Consider the following 16,776-nt stretch of genomic DNA (forward strand, 5'->3'; position numbering starts at 1 on the left):
AGTCGCGACCGAAAATATCCCGGAGCTTGCCCGCGTATTCGATAGCCTCCCGCTCCTGGCCGAGCCGCAGCCGGGTCTGCACCCCACCCGACGGGCACCCGGTGGTGACCATGATGCCCTCGCTGTACTGGGCCATCAGCTCCAAGTCCATGCGCGGTTTGGTGTAGTAGCCCTCGAAAGACGCGAGCGACGACAACCGGAACAGGTTGCGCAGCCCTTTCGCGTTCCGCGCCCACATGGTCAAGTGCAGGTAGCGGCCGCCGCCAGAAACGTCCTTGCCACCCTCAGCAGCCTCGTCGCCGGTCTTTCCCGTCCCCCAGAACACACGCTGCTTGTGGAAGCGGGACTCGGGCGCCACATACGCCTCGATCCCGATGATCGGCTTGACCCCCGACTCCTTGGAGGTCTGCCAGAACTCGTAAGACCCGAACATGTTTCCGTGGTCCGTCATCGCCACGGCAGGCATGCCCAACCGGGCAGCTTCCTCGAACAGCGGCTTGAGCTTGGCGGCACCGTCCAGCATCGAATACTCGGTGTGGACGTGAAGGTGGACGAAGGGATCGTTCGTCACGACGCGACTACTCCCAAAGGCGACTAAAGAGAAGAGACGGCTGTGGCACCTGAGCCTACGACTCTTCCCTGCCCTGTGCTGAGCTCTTTACGAACAGATGTGCACCCAGATGCGCTGCGCGGGCCGGGGGAAACGCTGCGTGCTCGACTATCGGATGCCACGCCGAACCCGGTGTTTCCTGCAGTGGCTAGGAGAGCACATCCCGAAGCCTTCGCCAACCCAGGGGTGCCCCATCCCCAAACGCCCTTGTGCGCCTCGCTGTCCCCGGTGCCAACGGGCACAGCGGGGCGCAGGGGATGGTCAGCGCCGCTTCGCGTCCCCGGCGTTGCGGATCGCGTCGATGAGCAGCCACACCGTGGTGGAGGGGTTCGGTCCCTTGTGACAGGTCTCCGTGTGTTTGGGAGCGGCACGCAACGCCCGGGCTTTCGCCTTGGGATGGGCTGCGTAGGGAAAGTTCACCGGAAGGCGTTTGTTGTACCCGGAGAGGTACTTCGGCAGTTTCTCCTTGAGGAGCACGGTGCGGTGCACCCCACTGGTCAGCTCTTGGAAGTGGTAGAGCAGCCACAACTCGAAACAGGGGTTGGAGACGACGACCTTGACCTCTTCGCGTCTGCCGAGGGCTAACGCCTGCTCCAACCGGGTGTGCTCGTCGACGTCGACAAGGCACCACACCTCGTCAAAGGCGAGGTTCGCGTCTTTGGTCCGCCGAGCATTGACCCGCGCCTCATGGAACCGGTCAATAGCCTCCTGGACGACCTGGAGCGGATCCCTGCCCAAGCCGACCGCTTCCACCTCTACGGGAAGCGCCCCAAAAAAGGAAGTGATTCCTTTCAGATAGTCGACTTCGGTGCGTTCCCCCTCACACACAACGAGGATACGCGAGCGGGCTTTACGCGTATTGACTTTCCGGCGGAGGTCCCGTTTCAGCCGACGCGGACGGTTCACCGGCGGCCCCGTGAAGTTCGGCGAAGAGCGACCGGATCTCTTGGAAATTCACGTGGGGCACAGCGCCGTATCTGCCTTGAAGGTAGCCCCGTTCCGGATTCTCGTCGCCCCGCGGATGGAATTCGACGAGGGAGTAGAGGGAGGTCGCCCCGTGGGCATCCTTCTCGGTGAACCATACTTCGTCCCGTTCGAGAAGTTTGTTTTCCAGCATGGTACCGAGAAGAGTGGTGTCATGTGAGGCAAACACCATTTGTGCACCCTTGGGGTTGATGACCGGATCTTTGAACATCCGGATGAGAGTGGACGAGAGGACCGGGTGCAGGCTGGAGTCGATCTCGTCGACGAGGAAGACGTCCCCTTCCTCAAGCACGCGCAGCACAAATCCCACGAGACCAAACCACGAACGCGTCCCATCGCTCTCCTCGTCGATAGGAAGCGGTCGAGGTTTTCCCGAGTAATCGTGGATGAACAGCGGGCGCTGCTCTATTCGCTTGCGGAATTCTTCTTCAGGGATATCGGGGAGTCTCTCCCTGATGAAAGAGATGAATTCTTTCTCGAAGCCGTCGATTTCTCTTTTGGAAAGGACGATGTCTGTGATGCCCAGGTCAGCGACTCGTACGAGCCGGCTGACGTACTCTGCCCCTTTGCTCCCGGGGTCCTCGATCAGAGACTGGGTGAAGCGGAACCTGACGCCTTCATCGAAGGAATTCTGCGTAGCGAAACGGATGTGAGTCCCGATCCAGTGGTGGATGGAAGAAAGATAGGGGTGGTTGTTCGACGCCGCGCACGACAGGTAGAGGGAATTAGGGCGGGTAAGTTTCTCAATACGGCGCAATTCCCCTTTGAGGGATTTGCCGAACTTGTAGTCCTGTGGTCCTTCCCGCTCGAAAAGCCGCTTGGGGCGCCCGTGCGGGAACACGAAAAGCCACTCTCCCACGACTTCGCGGTCGGTGACTTCGAACCCATAGGAGTGCCGTACACCCTCAAAAACGAAGTCGATCTCGTAGAACGAAGGCTCTTCGTGAGAGGTGTCGTCCAACCGGAACGGCTCCCTTGGCACCCCGGCATCAGGCTGCCAGTGGATGTGCGAGTACTTGACCGCTGCGCTCATCCACCGCAAGGCATCCAGCACATTAGATTTTCCCGAGGCGTTGGCCCCGTAGATCCCTGCAACGTGGACCGTGGGCGGGATCTCGTGAGCCTTCGGCTTCGCCTCCCCCCGTTTGGGGACCGCGACGAGAGACAGTTCCTGCTCCTCGCGGATCGACCGGTGGTTGGCCACTCTGAAACGCAGCAACATCGAGGGCCTCCCCAACAGAGGTATGACGAAGAGGGAGCGGAGCGTGATGGACCTATCGTATGCCGCTCCAAGCCTTGCCAGGAAGGTTTTCTCCGTAACAAGGGTTCAAACGGCACTACTGAATATCGGTCCAGGACCTGCGCGAAGAAACTATGTGCTCCCGCTCAGTCGGTGTGGTCGATTTCTTCGATGAGCTTGCCGCCCAGTTCCTTCTCAATCAGCGCGGCACCGGTGAGCGAGCTCTCATCCAGGTCATTGTCGGCTGTGTCCTCCGGATTGGTTTCCTCGGCCTCCCCCGCAGGGGACACGTCCACCGGTGAGGCAGGAGGAGCTGGGGCAGGTTCAGCAGCCGAGGGCGGCTCCGGTTCTGGTTCAGGTACCGGAGCCGGCTCCTGCGTGGAGGCAGGCGTCGACGGGGGGACAGCAGCCGGGGCGTCCCAACCGGTTTCCGCTGCCGCCCGAGCGTCCCGCGGTTCGCCAGGCGGCTGGGCAGTAGAAGGCTGGACCGGCTGAGGTGGGGTGGACTGGGCAACCGGCTGCGGCGGACGAGACATCGGAGCCTGCGGGGGCGCCTGCCGCACATTGCCGGGATGCCCCGTCTTTGCTTCCACGGCCACTTCGAGACCGAACACGCGGTGCACGGCCTCAGCAATGTCCCGGGCCCGCCCGCCCGTGACAAAGCTGCGCATCAGCCCTTCAGTCTCAAAGAACAGGGTGAGGGTGCGCCCCTGCAGCAGAGTGGCGTGCACCCCGTCGCGGACGATGGCGTGCGCGGCCCGCTTCCGATTACTCGCCAAATACTCCACGATGTGCGGCCACCGGTCATCAAACGAACCCTCCCCTGCTGGGCCGGGGGCCGCGGGTTGGGGAGCAGCCGGTGCGGGCTGGCTGGGCCGTCGGGGAGCGCCCCAGTCGTCTGCAGCAGCCGGAGCCGGATGGGGGCGTGCCGAGGGCGCGGGCGGCTGCGGGGGCCGCGGCTCAGCCGTGCTAGGTCGGGGCGCAGCCGCAGGAGTGGGCGGCGGCGCTGCAGCAGGCGTGCCCGCTGCGGGGGGAGACACCGCGGGAGCGGCCGGAGCAGCCGCTATACCATTGCGCTCCAACCGTTCCAACCGGGCTGCCAACGCCAGCTCGTCCCCAGGGTCGACTCCGGGCAGCAGAATCCGAGAGCACATCAACTCCAGCAGCAGCCGCGGCGACGTCGTCCCCCGCATCTCGGTGAGGCCCTTGTTGAGGATCTCCGCGGCACGCGTCAACTGGGCCGCACCGAGACGGCTCGCCTGCTCCCGCATCTGCTCCACCGCATCGGGCGGCACGTTGATCAGACCCTTGTCCAACGCGTCCGGCACCGCGTTGAGTACCACCAGGTCGCGGACCCGCTCCAACAAGTCGGCGGCGAACCGGCGCGGATCATGCCCACCCTCGACCACCCGGTCGATCAGCTCGAACACGGCTGCGCCGTCGCCTGCGCCCAGCGCGTCCACCATCTCCCCCAGCAGGCTGGAGTCGGTGTAGCCGAGCAGCTGCACCGCGGCCTCCCGGGTGATACCCCGCTCGTCAGAACCCGCGAGAAGCTGGTCGAGGATGGACAGCGTGTCCCGCGCAGACCCCCCACCGGCGCGGATCACCAGCGGCAGCGCCGCGGGGTCGTAGGGCACCTTCTCCTCGTTGAGGATCTCCTCGATGAGCTCCCGCAGCGTGTTCGGCGGAATCAGCCGGAACGGGTAGTGGTGGGTGCGTGACCGGATCGTGCCGATCACTTTCTCCGGCTCGGTCGTGGCGAACACGAACTTCAAATGCGGCGGCGGTTCCTCGACGAGTTTGAGCAGCGCGTTGAACCCTTCCCGGGTCACCATGTGCGCCTCGTCGATGATGTAGACCTTGTACCGCGAGTTCACCGGCGCAAAGAACGCGCGCTCCCGCAGGTCACGGGCGTCGTCGACACCACCGTGGGAGGCGGCGTCGATCTCGATGACGTCGATACTGCCGCCGCCGTCGGGGGCCAGCGCCACGCACGAGTCGCACTCCCCGCACGGGTCAGGCGTGGGACCTTTCGCACAGTTCAGCGACCGAGCCAAAATCCGCGCGCTGGAGGTCTTCCCGCAGCCGCGTGGACCGCTGAACAGGTAGGCGTGGTTCACCCGCCCGTTCCGCAACGCCTGACGCAGGGGTTCAGTGACATGCTCTTGGCCGCGTACTTCAGCGAAGGTCGCGGGACGGTATTTGCGGTACAGGGCGATGCTCACGGCGCGCTCACTGCTCCCTCCGCGGACCAGCGCTGTGGGGTCACAGGCTCCTCGGTGGTATCTCCAACCACCTATTCAACCCGGTTCCGGTGACAGTCCGGGCTGTTCCGCGTGATCGGTGGCTCAAACGCGAAGGACCCCCCGCGCACCCGTCAGAGCCTACTTATCCTTGCTGCCTTCCGGCCCTGGGGAGGTTCGTAGGATGACGCCGCACGAGGGGCCTGACCCAGAGTCTATAGGCCCCCTCCCGGTTTCGCGAACCGGGTCTTGCACCCGCGCCGATCAGCGGTTTCGCGCAGGAGCGGGATATCAGTTCGGCATAGTGCCCGTTTCCATGTAGAGTGGTCCGCGGAGGATTCGCCTAGTGGCCTAGGGCGCACGCTTGGAAAGCGTGTTGGGGGCAACCCCTCAAGGGTTCGAATCCCTTATCCTCCGCTTCGCCTGAGAGGCAGGACGGGGTCCGGAGTTCTTAACTCCGGACCCCGTCGTCGTCTAGGACGAGTTCACCCTTCCATCCGGCCTGTTCCAAAGCAGTCCAGGCCCCGCCACGGCGGTCTTCCCAGGCCTGCAATCAGCGTCGCTCTCGTTGCTGCCCCTCTTAGGGGCGATGAGGAATCCTGGGCAGGGACAGCGGGGCCGACGCAGCATCAGGTTGCTGCCCCTCTTAGGGGCGATGAGGAAGTTTTTCGCTGATGTGGCGTACTGGCAGTCGTATGTGTTGCTGCCCCTCTTAGGGGCGATGAGGAAGAGCTCGCTGCGACGTTCCGGGAGCACGGACTCACTGTTGCTGCCCCTCTTAGGGGCGATGAGGAACCGAGAGTAAAGTCGCAGGTCACACCCAACCCAGAGAACTGGATTCAGCAGCTTTTTCAGCGAACCTCCGGTAGTGCATCAGGCCCCGGCGTGTCGCTGAAAAAGGGTGAATCTCTGGCTCCTCTCGGGAGAGGCCGACGCCTCCAACATACGGGATTTCAGCAAATTTGAGGAACTTTCCCTATGAATCTGTGGACTGTCATAGGTTGCCTCTATCTTTGGACGGGATGTCTGCAGTAGGTACCCTCCAAAGAGGAGGCGTATGGGATGCGATTGCGGCTGAAGATACACACATCAGCTTTGTCGCTTCCGTGGGAGCAGGTTCTCAAGCCTGGACGGAGCTTGATCTATGGTCTTTTGGAGCGAGGTGCTCCCGAGGTAGGAGCACGCCTCCATTCCGAGGGAATGCCTCCATACGGAATGGTCCCTTTTGGTCACAGTGCCCCGGTTTTTCCCTTGACTCGGCGCCAGAAAGGCGTCTATGCCACCGGCGGTCCTGGCTGGCTGGAGCTGGGCAGTCCGCTTCCTGAGATCGTTGAAGGGCTGGCAAAAGGGCTGGCGGGCCGCGACGTACTGGACTGGGGTGGAATCGCGTTCCGGTTGGACTCAATGAGCGCAATGGAACCTCCGGAATTTCCGGATGGGCGGGCTCGGTGGCGAACCACTACCCCGGTGGTCTTGAAAGGCTCGGGGCGCAACGACGACGGAGTACGGGTCAAACGTGAAGCCTGGGTGCTCCCGGGTGAACCTGAGTTCGCTGAATACTTCACGCAGAACCTGCGTCGCAAAGCTGAAACGCTGGGGCTTGACCAGGACGTGTCCCTGGAAGCGATCACGTGGGTGGGGGCGAAACGGTCGTTCGCGGTCGCAGGCGGCCTCAAACCAGGGGCGCGGGTAGAAGTCGAACTCCGCGGTGCTCCCGAAACGCTCCAAAGCTTGTGGAGCTGGGGACTGGGTCAGGCAAACTCCGCGGGATTCGGATGGGTGGCCGGATGACCACCACGCCCTCTCCCGAAGAAAGCACGCTGTCGATCCGGTTGACTGCCCACCCCATGCAGCGAGCAGGAGCGTTCGCCCTGGCCTTGTTGGCAGCAGAGGGGCGGCTCCGTGCCATGAAGCACCCTGAAGAGTTGACCCCAGAAGAAATCAGGTTCGCCAACGATGTGATGACCGCAGACCTGGAAGCCACCGTCGACGCGGCAGACTCCGAACAACCGGGTGGCTTCTGGCTGAGTATCAGCTACATGTTTTGGCCGAACTGTCCTATCAACCCCACTAACCGTAAAAAGCTGAGGCGCGAGGAGCTTCGGGACAAGCTTCACCAGTGGCGGGACCTACCCGACACCGAAACCTTATTAGAGGCCCCTTGCGTGCTGTGCGGACGCCGCGCCTGCGGCTGGTACGGAAAAGTTGACATCCCCCTCGCCGCCAGCGCCTCTTACCGCAACACCACTGTTCCTGGCCATGAAGGACTTGCACTGTGCCGGGGGTGCCTCCTCAGCTTCTACGCAGTTCCTTACGCCTGTGAGATCGGCGGCGGACGTGCGGCTTTAGTGCACACCTGGGACGACCGTTTCCTTGCCTACGTCACTGGACGTCAGGCGAGACGCATGCTCGGAAAGGCATCACTGACCTCTGCTGCGACCTCTTCCTCACTCCCCAACTCACGTCAATGCCGGGTCGTCGAGGCACTTCGGGGATACGAAGAAGACCTCACCGACGGCGTAGAGCTGTTGGTGTTTACAAACAGCAACAAAGAACAAGAACTCACCGTCCAGTCCTTGGAGCAGCCTCTAGCTGAATGGATTCGTGAATCTGCGCACGGTCCACACACCGTGGGATGGAATTACCTGTGTCGCGCGCATCACACGGAGAAAACCCCAGGCATCTTTCGGTTGGCTGGGAATCTTTTCGACAAGCCGCACCACGTGGTTTCCTCAGCTGTTTCTTATACGAGCCGTATCACTGAAGAAACTGAACGCGTTCCCGGTGAAATCCTGGCACTAGCTGAAACCTGCTTCTCCTACGCATCGAAGGTACTGATGCTCTCTGAAACCGAATCGCACGAAATCCGCAAGCTCGCGCACAAGATCGCTGAAGAAGTCAGCGGCGACCTCTCCGAACTGAAGAAATACCTGCAGGCACAGAAACAGCCGAAGACGCTGCGCGAATGGCTTCACCGGAAAGCCGTCGACACCACGCTGCGTTCACGGACCAGGGAACCGTTCGTCACCGAACAGCAGTGGTTGCTCCTGTTCGACTCGGAAGAACGCAACTACCTGCACCGTGACCTGCTGTTCCTTGGCGTTCTAGCAAAAGTGCATGAACTGTCCCCCGCCTGGCGTGACGACCCCAATGCACGCCAGGAGTTGGAAGAAGTCATCGATTCCAACGGAACCGACGTCGACGAGGAGTGACAATGACTTACCTGGTAGGCAAGATCGCCCTGGACATCACTGCTGGTGCGCCCAACAACGGCCGTAGCTTCGACAACGTTGCCTACACCAAGAAGTTGTCCATCAACGGGAAAACCCACCCGTACGTGTCCGCGCAGGCGTTCCGGCGGTGGCTGCGCGACTCGCTTCCCCCCTCAGAAGCCCGCTCCCCAGTCCGCCGATCCGTTAAAGGGAAGCGCCAGCAAGCCTACACCAAGGGACGTCCCGATCTGTACCTGGACGACGACCTGTTCGGGTTCATGGTCGCAGAGAAGAAAAATAGCTACCAGCGGGACACGGTGCTCGCCACCGGGACCCTCGTCTCCGTGGCCCCTGCCAAACCCGAGAAAGACTTCGGGGCGATGAGCCGCGGCTTCCCCGCCGATGCCGACCCGGTCCTCCATGAACACGAGCACTACACCGCGGAACTCGCCGGGGACGTGCTTCTTGACCTGCCCAGAATCGGGGTGTTTGAACTAGAAGGTGGCCTGCGCCGTGCCCTGTCCCCCGCAGCTTCTTCCGAGGCTCTGGCCGCAGGCGCTGAGGAAGTGCAGTTCCGCGGCGTGACATCGCTGCGGTTGGACATCACTGAACGCCGCCGCCGCGCCGCAGTGCTGCTCCGCACCCTCGCCGAAGTGCGAGGTGGAGCGAAGAAAGCACTCCACTACGGCGACCGTGCTCCCGCACTGGTGCTGCTCGCCCCGTTGAAAGGAGGCAACAACCCGTTCACCCGGGTGCTGGCCGCCACCCCACGCGGAGTCGTCTTCGACGTCGACACCTTCCGGGAAGAGAAAGAAGCCTGGGCTGACGAACTTGACGGTCCCATCCGGATCGGTTGGGCCCCCGGTTTCCTCGGCAAGCAGCGAGAAGACGTCCGCAGCAAACTCACCCATGAAATCGAAGCGGGCGAGGTCATTCTCAACCACCCGCGACCGCTGCTGAAAGAGCTGGCGGCAAGCATCGAAGCAGGTGAGTACGACCACTGGTTTGAGGACGAGCCACGGTGACAGAAGCCCTGGAAATCACGGTCACCGCACCGATCGTGTCTTTCCGTAACCCCCTGTATGCCGCCGTTCAAGTCACCCTGCCTTGCCCGCCCCCTTCAACGGTTGCGGGTCTTCTCGCCTCCATGGTCGGCGGCTGGGATGCCATGCCTCGCACTACATCCTTCGCAATGGCATTCCACGCGCGAGGCCGAGGAACTGACCTAGAAACCTTCCATCCCCTTGAAGTGGGGAAAGGGCAGGCCTCTCCCAATCCTAAAGAGCGGGAGTTCCTCACCGCAGCCACACTTACCGTGTGGCTCACCGACCATCTCGACCTGTGGGAGAAAGCGGTGCGTCGACCAGTGTGGCCCTTGCGGTTCGGCCGCAGCCAAGACCTGGCTTCAGCCCGAGCCCGACGCATTGTCCTCGGCTCCCAACCAGGTCGTCAAGGGTACGCTCTCGTCCCCGACAGCGTGTCCCAGGCCGGAACCAGGCTGCGGCTTCCTGCGGCGATCAGCCGTGACCGTGCCCGCACCACGTGGGCTGGATACCGCTACGCCGCTTCAGGAAGTGACTACCTGCTCACCACCGGCTGTTCTACTCCGGAAGGCCAAGCAGTGGTGCTGCTGGAAGACGTTCACCCTGACCTTGTCGTGGAGCACACTGCATGAACCCGCTGCAACGGGTCTGGGCGAAAAGCGCTCCCCCCGGAACCACACGGGGGGAGCTGCTCACCGACCACCTTGACGCCACCCTCGACGCCTTAGAACTGCTGCGGAGTCGGGTAGGGCGCATTGCTGGGCTGCCCGAACGTTTCTGGACGTGGGCGACCCTCGCATGCCTATTCCATGACACAGGGAAAATCCCCGACGGCTTCCAACGCATGGTCGGCAACCCCCGTCCCGCCCAGCCATGGGGTTTGCGGCACGAAATCTACTCGCTGGGATTTGTCGACCATGTCCTCACCCATCTCAGCGAAGACGAGCGGCGATGGGTTGGGCTGGGCGTACTCACTCACCACCGCCCGCTGACCGGCGGCGCTCAATCCATCAAAAAACAGAAGAACTCCCTCCGCACCCCCAAGGAGATAGCGGACACTTTTGGACCGGTAGACGAGCAGACAGCTAACTCCCTCGCAACCTGGCTTGCCCAGCGCTGCCACGCCCCCACACCGCAACCCGTCACCACAGACGACCTAGGCAAAGCGATCCACCGCCTCCTCAACGATATCCTCGACTATTGGGCCGACGAAAGCCCCGACGACGACGCGGGGCTATGCGCGGTACTGCTGCAAGGAGCGGTCACCCTCGCCGACCACGTCGCCTCCGCCCACACCGCCCTGCTCACTGAGCACCCACTCAATAGCGAATACCCGGAACGGCTCCGCAAACGCCTAGCCCGCAAAGGCGCCACCCTCTTCCCCCACCAAGAAGCAGCTGCCCACACCACCGGGCACCTCCTGCTGCGTGCCCCCACCGGCTCGGGAAAAACCGAAGCCTCCCTACTGTGGGCACTCACCCAACTAGACCAAATGCGCGCCGCCACTCAAGGACAGCCCCGCCTGTTCTATACCCTCCCCTACCTGGCCTCCATCAACGCGACAGCCAACCGGCTAGGCGAACGCGACTTGGCAGACCCCAGCCTCGAACGTATCGGTGTCACACACTCCCGAGCCGCCGACTACTACCTGCGCCGCGCCATCAACGACGATCCAGGCACCGACCCGCTGGAACACGCTTCCCGAGCAGTAGCCAAAGCCAACGCCAGTCGCCTGTTCCGTGAACTTGTCCGCGTCACCACCCCATATCAGTTGATGCGTGCTGCCATCGCTGGCCCCGTCCACTCGTCCACGCTCCTCGACTCCGCAAACTCGATATTCGTCTTCGACGAGCTCCACGCCTACGACACCCACCGTCTCGGCATCATCCTGGCCATGATGGGCCTGTGGGCGCGCATCGGTGGACGCATCGGCGTCATCTCAGCAACCCTGCCCGACGTCCTAGCAGAACTGGCCGAAAACGCCCTAGGCGCACCCCTCACCGAAGTGGACCCGGACAAAGAGCAAGATTGGCCGCTCCGCCACCGGCTCCACCTCGACGAATCCCACTTGACCAGCCCGGAAAGTATCGACGCCATCACCGGGCACCTCACTCAAGGGCGCAGCGTGCTAGTGGTGGCGAACAACGTCGCTGACGCCCAACACATCTACGAGAGCCTCAAACCCGTCGCCACACGCCTGTACGGCGACGACGGCGCAATCCTGCTGCACGCACGATTCCGTGCCAAAGACCGCAGCCGGATCGAAGAACGCATTCTGAAACGCTACGGCACCCACAAAGACCACCAGCCAGGCCTGGTTGTCGCTACCCAAGTTGTAGAAGTCACCCTGGACCTGGACTTCGACGTCCTGCACACCTCGGCAGCACCCCTGGAAGCCCTCATCCAACGCTTCGGCCGAGTCAACCGAGTCAATGGACGCGGCCACCCGGCACCGGTCATCGTGCACCGTCCCGCCTACGCTCCCCGCAGCAAAAGCGGGGGTGACGAATACGCCGACAAGGTGTACGCGGCCGAACCCACCCGCCTCGGATGGGACATCCTTGCCCGCCATGACGGCCAGCCGCTCGACGAGCGCCTGTTCACCAAATGGCTCAACGAGATCTACTCCAGTCCGTGGGGTCAGCAATGGCGCAGAGACGTCGAACGGGTGCGCACCGATTTCAGCCGTCGATTCCTTGCGTTTGACCCACCGTTCGACGACCGCAGCGACCTCGAAGCAGCATTCGACCAGATGTTTGACGGTGCGGAAGGGATCCTGTCCACCGATCTCGACCACTACTGGGAGGAGATCCGCAAAGGCCGTGACGCACACAGCCGCAAAGCAGCCCGTCTCCTCGCATCCGGCTACCTCATCCCGCTCCCCGGCTATGCCCGTCACCTAGGCCGGTGGGACAAAGAACTCCGGCTCATCGTGGTTGACGCCGACTACACCGAAGAAAAAGGGCTTGGAGCCGTCAGACAGGACGGCCGAACACATTACGTGATGGGTGAAGTACTGTGATCAACGCTGATGATGTAGGCGGCGTCCACATCAAGTACCTGTACCACTGTCCACGCCAACTGTGGCTGTATGCCAGAGGGTTCCGGCCTGAAGCACTTAGCGAAGCAGTGCAGATGGGCGAAGCCGTTCACGCCACCTCTTATCGCAGGGCTACTCCTATCGACTTGGGCTCAGCCCGGCTCGACGACCTTGACGGCGACCTGTGGGTTCACGAAATCAAATCCGCTTCCAAGCCCTCCGTAGCCGATGAAGCGCAAGCCATCCACTACTGCTATCGGCTCCATAAAGTCGGAGTAGCAGCCCGCGGAGCCGTTCTTCACTACCCCAAAACCCGTCGTACCAAGCGCATTACCTACACACCCGCCCACAAGGCCCGCGCCGAAGAAGACATCGCAAACGTCCTGGACACCGTAGCTTCCCCAACCTCTCCTGAACGTCTCGAGCGCTCTGCATGCCGAGGGTGCAGCTATCAGGACTACTGCTGGAGTGACTGACCGATGCCTACTGCTGCCCGCACCTACTGGCTGACTTCCAGCTGCCGTATCCGCCGCAAAGACCAATCTTTGGTTATTGAACGCGACTACAGCGATCCTGTGCACATCCCTATCACCGATGTCCGCGACATCATCGCTTGCAAACCCGTTGACATCAATACCTCGGTCGTCAGCCTGCTCAACCAGCACCACATCAACGTGCACCTGCTCGGCTATTACGGCGACTATGTAGGCACCCTCACCCCTGCGGACACCTCCACTTCAGGAGAGACCGTATTAGCCCAGGCCCAGCTCGCTATGGACGAGCAGAAGCGGCTTGCCATCGCCCGTGACATTGTGCTGGCCACCGCTTTCAACGTTCGTCGAGTTCTCGATCGCACCCTGCTCAAAGCGCCCTACGAGGTGCTGAAAGAAAAGGTCAAAGCCGCCACTAGTCCCGCAGAACTCATGGGCATAGAGGGAAACTTCCGCAGATCAGCGTGGGAAGTGTTAGACACCAAGCTTCCTGAATGGCTTCAACTTCACGGCCGAAGTCGACGCCCTCCCCGCAATGCGGGAAACGCTTTCATCAGCTATGTCAACGGCATTGTGTACGCCCGTACACTGACCGCGCTCCGTCTCACCCCGCTGCACAGCGGCATAGCGTTCTTGCATAGCACAATGGAACGCCAGCGTCATTCTCTTGCCTTGGATATAGCTGAACTCTTCAAACCTCTCTTCGCTGAGCGGGTGCTTCTTCGCATGGCAAACCGCGGCCAGTTGAAATCCCACCACTTCCACCGCGACTCCAACCAAGCCATGCTCAGCGATGAAGGACGCAAGCTTGTGGTACAGACAATTCGCGACGAATTCGCTACAACCGTCACCCACCGCCAGCTCAAACGCCTTGTTGTCTACGACGAGCTCATCTACCTTGAGGCGCTCCGGCTCACCCGAACCTGCCTCGAAGGCGCTCCTTACAAACCTTTTCGTATCTGGTGGTGACCACGAATGCATGTCATTGTTGTCTACGACACCGCCCAGGAGCGCAACCCGAAGATTCTGCGGACCTGTCGCCGCTACCTGCACCACGTGCAGCGGAGTGTCTTTGAGGGGCAGCTCTCCCCAGCCCAGTTGCGTCGCTTCCAAAGCGATGTGAGCAACTTCCTCGACCACGGGTATGACCATGTCATCATTTACACGCTTCCTCCTGGCGCGCAGCTTCAACGCCACACCATCGGAGTAGACAGACCTGGCCCAAGTGACATCCTGTGAATCATTGCCACGAACCCCGTTTTTCAGCGACACGCCGGGGTCTGATGCACTACCGGAGGTTCGCTGAAAAAAGCTGCCGAATCCAATCCTCCGTGTTGGGTGTGACCAGCGACTTTACTCTCGGGTTCCTCATCGCCCCTAAGAGGGGCAGCAACTAGAGGGGGACCACCAGCCGCGGGAAAGTACGGTATGTTCCTCATCGCCCCTAAGAGGGGCAGCAACAATAAACGCCGTGGGACTCGGTGGGAGTCCGAGTTCGTTCCTCATCGCCCCTAAGAGGGGCAGCAACCCGAACTGCGCAAAATCCTGAACGCGCGTAGCGTGCGTTCCTCATCGCCCCTAAGAGGGGCAGCAACGAGACTGGGAGACTTGCTTGCAAGAGGCTGCCGTAGTTCCTCATCGCCCCTAAGAGGGGCAGCAACGACGACCCAGCGTGTCCGTGCCCACAGGAATCCGGAGTTCCTCATCGCCCCTAAGAGGGGCAGCAACCGTTCGGCAGCCTCCAGCTCGGCGAGGTCCTGAGCGGTTCCTCATCGCCCCTAAGAGGGGCAGCAACACTGTCACCGCCTGCAGACCTGGACGTAGACCAGGGGTTCCTCATCGCCCCTAAGAGGGGCAGCAACTGGTTTTGGGTGGTGGGGTTGACCCGCGCCCGAGCGTTCCTCATCGCCCCTAAGAGGGGCAGCAACGCCGAGTAACCGGCAGCGGCCCGCTCATCGCCACGGGTTCCTCATCGCCCCTAAGAGGGGCAGCAACTCATTGATCCCCGTGAGCTGACCGTTGAACCGGCGCGTTCCTCATCGCCCCTAAGAGGGGCAGCAACTAGGCGGGGTCGTCCGTGACCTCCACCTCCGTGATCGTTCCTCATCGCCCCTAAGAGGGGCAGCAACCCTGTAAGAATTCTTGGGGACAGTTTCTCCGCGGTGGTTCCTCATCGCCCCTAAGAGGGGCAGCAACTGGCCGTGCCACGGTAATAATCAGACACCGGCTCATGTTCCTCATCGCCCCTAAGAGGGGCAGCAACACCACTAGCCTGCTCCCCGGGGGGTACGGGGGACGTGTTCCTCATCGCCCCTAAGAGGGGCAGCAACATGAGAGATCCAGGGCTAACAGGCTGTGTAGCGTCCAGTTCCTCATCGCCCCTAAGAGGGGCAGCAACATGGCGATGGCCAGGCCATTGATTACAAGGCCGAGTAGTTCCTCATCGCCCCTAAGAGGGGCAGCAACCTGACAGACGCCGAGGAAGTCGAGGCCGAACCGGGGGTTCCTCATCGCCCCTAAGAGGGGCAGCAACTGCTCTCGGCGACGTCGTTGGCCGCGCTCTCGGCGAGTTCCTCATCGCCCCTAAGAGGGGCAGCAACTGGCAGCCATAAGCCGGGGCGAACCGGTCTACATCGTTCCTCATCGCCCCTAAGAGGGGCAGCAACATCTGATCCGGTCCGGTGAGCTCACCGAGACCTCTTGTTCCTCATCGCCCCTAAGAGGGGCAGCAACTCGCCACCGTCATCCTCATTCGCGCTCGACTCCGCAGTTCCTCATCGCCCCTAAGAGGGGCAGCAACACATGTTCGAGGATTTCCCGTTTGGGTTTGATCCTCGTTCCTCATCGCCCCTAAGAGGGGCAGCAACCCCTCAGCGGGCGCTGGTCCGTGCAGTGTCCCGTAGGTTCCTCATCGCCCCTAAGAGGGGCAGCAACAGGCTGCAGATCTAAGCAACTATGTGAATCTCATCGTTCCTCATCGCCCCTAAGAGGGGCAGCAACAACTCGCGGGTGCGGGCTGTTGACCTCCCTGGGCAGGTTCCTCATCGCCCCTAAGAGGGGCAGCAACTCAAGATCGCCACCCACGCTACGGAGACGAGCCCGGGTTCCTCATCGCCCCTAAGAGGGGCAGCAACGGTGGTCATGGCCCGCACCCGCGTACCGGGTTGGGCTGTTCCTCATCGCCCCTAAGAGGGGCAGCAACAAAACATACGAATGCGGACAAACTCCCCAGGAGTGTTCCTCATCGCCCCTAAGAGGGGCAGCAACAGGTCAATAGGGACCGTGCTGCTGGTCCTGGTTGTGGTTCCTCATCGCCCCTAAGAGGGGCAGCAACACCTGGTCGCGCGCTTGACCACGGGGCAACCGTGGCGTTCCTCATCGCCCCTAAGAGGGGCAGCAACCCGTGGTTGGTGATGTCCGCGCGGATGACGTCGAGGGTTCCTCATCGCCCCTAAGAGGGGCAGCAACGTGGCCTCGGCCAGCCAGCGCAGCCAGCGGCTGGTTCCTCATCGCCCCTAAGAGGGGCAGCAACAGGAAGTGTCCGATCTGGCGCGCCACCCGAAACAATGGTTCCTCATCGCCCCTAAGAGGGGCAGCAACGTCCGATCCGACGGGCGATCGGTTGGGCTGCCACTAGTTCCTCATCGCCCCTAAGAGGGGCAGCAACACGATCGTGGCAGCAGGTGGCGTGCTGCCCTCGTGCTGTTCCTCATCGCCCCTAAGAGGGGCAGCAACGTAGGTGCGGACGGTGTTGTAGGAGACTCCCCAGTGGTTCCTCATCGCCCCTAAGAGGGGCAGCAACATGATGCGTTCGGCCCCTGCCAGCGCTACGAGCACGTTCCTCATCGCCCCTAAGAGGGGCAGCAACGCGTTTCCGACAGGTCGGTGAGGCACTGGACAGCGTTCCTCATCG

General features: G+C 62.1%; 12 protein-coding genes, 1 tRNA gene, 1 other RNA gene and 1 CRISPR repeat array. Of the genes, 9 read left to right on the forward strand and 5 right to left on the reverse strand.

The genetic code is table 11. The features are described 5' to 3' along the window. The 5 genes from TF1_RS14935 to ffs form a co-directional block, all read right to left on the reverse strand. The coding region (locus TF1_RS14935; protein WP_255266198.1) for a PHP domain-containing protein at nt 1-523 on the reverse strand (523 nt) is incomplete at its 3' end. Nucleotides 524-871: 348 nt separating this feature from the next. Continuing rightward, entirely contained in the window at nt 872-1,516 is a 645-nt protein-coding gene (locus TF1_RS14940; RefSeq protein ID WP_255266195.1) for an RloB family protein, read from the reverse strand. Beyond that, nucleotides 1,461-2,798: an AAA family ATPase gene (locus tag TF1_RS14945; protein ID WP_255266196.1), complete on the reverse strand. Its 1,338-nt coding sequence runs from the start codon at nt 2,796-2,798 to the stop codon at nt 1,461-1,463. The genes TF1_RS14940 and TF1_RS14945 overlap by 56 nt, the downstream gene beginning before the upstream one ends. 182 nt (nt 2,799-2,980) lie before the next feature. Next, nucleotides 2,981-5,059, reverse strand: coding sequence for a DNA polymerase III subunit gamma and tau (locus tag TF1_RS14950; protein ID WP_061783998.1), 2,079 nt, complete (start codon nt 5,057-5,059; stop codon nt 2,981-2,983). 129 nt (nt 5,060-5,188) lie between these two features. Further along, nucleotides 5,189-5,284: signal recognition particle sRNA small type (gene ffs / locus TF1_RS14955), an RNA gene on the reverse strand. A gap of 125 nt (nt 5,285-5,409) precedes the next feature. On the opposite strand from ffs, the gene TF1_RS14960 reads away from it, so the two are divergent. The 9 genes from TF1_RS14960 to cas2 all read left to right on the forward strand — a co-directional run bounded on the left by TF1_RS14960 (nt 5,410) and on the right by cas2 (nt 14,102). Further along, a tRNA-Ser gene (locus tag TF1_RS14960) sits at nt 5,410-5,494 on the forward strand. A gap of 834 nt (nt 5,495-6,328) precedes the next feature. Next, complete coding sequence (locus TF1_RS14965) at nt 6,329-6,868, forward strand: CRISPR-associated endoribonuclease Cas6 (protein ID WP_255266197.1); 540 nt, start codon at nt 6,329-6,331, stop codon at nt 6,866-6,868. Then, nucleotides 6,865-8,289, forward strand: a complete 1,425-nt coding sequence (locus TF1_RS14970; RefSeq protein ID WP_061784000.1) for a hypothetical protein — start codon at nt 6,865-6,867, stop codon at nt 8,287-8,289. Before TF1_RS14965 ends, TF1_RS14970 begins: the two co-directional genes overlap by 4 nt. Nucleotides 8,290-8,291: 2 nt before the next feature. Continuing rightward, entirely contained in the window at nt 8,292-9,314 is a 1,023-nt protein-coding gene (gene cas7i, locus TF1_RS14975) for a type I-B CRISPR-associated protein Cas7/Cst2/DevR (RefSeq protein WP_061784001.1), read from the forward strand. Next, nucleotides 9,311-9,964 carry a CRISPR-associated protein Cas5 gene (gene cas5, locus TF1_RS14980; protein WP_061784002.1) on the forward strand — a complete coding sequence of 218 codons (654 nt, stop codon included), beginning with the start codon at nt 9,311-9,313 and terminating at the stop codon, nt 9,962-9,964. Before cas7i ends, cas5 begins: the two co-directional genes overlap by 4 nt. Then, entirely contained in the window at nt 9,961-12,354 is a 2,394-nt protein-coding gene (locus TF1_RS14985) for a CRISPR-associated helicase/endonuclease Cas3 (RefSeq protein WP_061784003.1), read from the forward strand. Before cas5 ends, TF1_RS14985 begins: the two co-directional genes overlap by 4 nt. Further along, nucleotides 12,351-12,848: a CRISPR-associated protein Cas4 gene (locus tag TF1_RS16035; protein ID WP_082797728.1), complete on the forward strand. Its 498-nt coding sequence runs from the start codon at nt 12,351-12,353 to the stop codon at nt 12,846-12,848. Before TF1_RS14985 ends, TF1_RS16035 begins: the two co-directional genes overlap by 4 nt. Nucleotides 12,849-12,851: 3 nt before the next feature. Continuing rightward, on the forward strand, nt 12,852-13,832 hold the full coding sequence (gene cas1b, locus TF1_RS14990) for a type I-B CRISPR-associated endonuclease Cas1b (protein WP_061784004.1): 981 nt from the start codon (nt 12,852-12,854) through the stop codon (nt 13,830-13,832). A 6-nt stretch (nt 13,833-13,838) separates the two neighbouring features. Next, nucleotides 13,839-14,102, forward strand: coding sequence for a CRISPR-associated endonuclease Cas2 (gene cas2 / locus TF1_RS14995; RefSeq protein ID WP_061784005.1), 264 nt, complete (start codon nt 13,839-13,841; stop codon nt 14,100-14,102). 124 nt (nt 14,103-14,226) lie between these two features. Further along, a CRISPR array of direct repeats spans nt 14,227-16,731; the repeat unit is 31 nt; unit sequence GTTCCTCATCGCCCCTAAGAGGGGCAGCAAC. Nucleotides 16,732-16,776: the final 45 nt, after the last annotated feature.

This window comes from Thermobifida fusca NBRC 14071 = JCM 3263 (assembly GCF_001592045.1).
In the GTDB taxonomy this organism is placed as follows: domain Bacteria; phylum Actinomycetota; class Actinomycetes; order Streptosporangiales; family Streptosporangiaceae; genus Thermobifida; species Thermobifida fusca.

Coding starts and splice junctions, on each gene's coding strand:
- cas1b (WP_061784004.1), top strand. CDS start 12,852: ATGCCTACTGCTGCCCGCACCTACTGGCTGACTTCCAGCTGCCGTATC.
- cas7i (WP_061784001.1), top strand. CDS start 8,292: ATGACTTACCTGGTAGGCAAGATCGCCCTGGACATCACTGCTGGTGCG.
- TF1_RS14985 (WP_061784003.1), top strand. CDS start 9,961: ATGAACCCGCTGCAACGGGTCTGGGCGAAAAGCGCTCCCCCCGGAACC.
- cas2 (WP_061784005.1), top strand. CDS start 13,839: ATGCATGTCATTGTTGTCTACGACACCGCCCAGGAGCGCAACCCGAAG.
- TF1_RS14970 (WP_061784000.1), top strand. CDS start 6,865: ATGACCACCACGCCCTCTCCCGAAGAAAGCACGCTGTCGATCCGGTTG.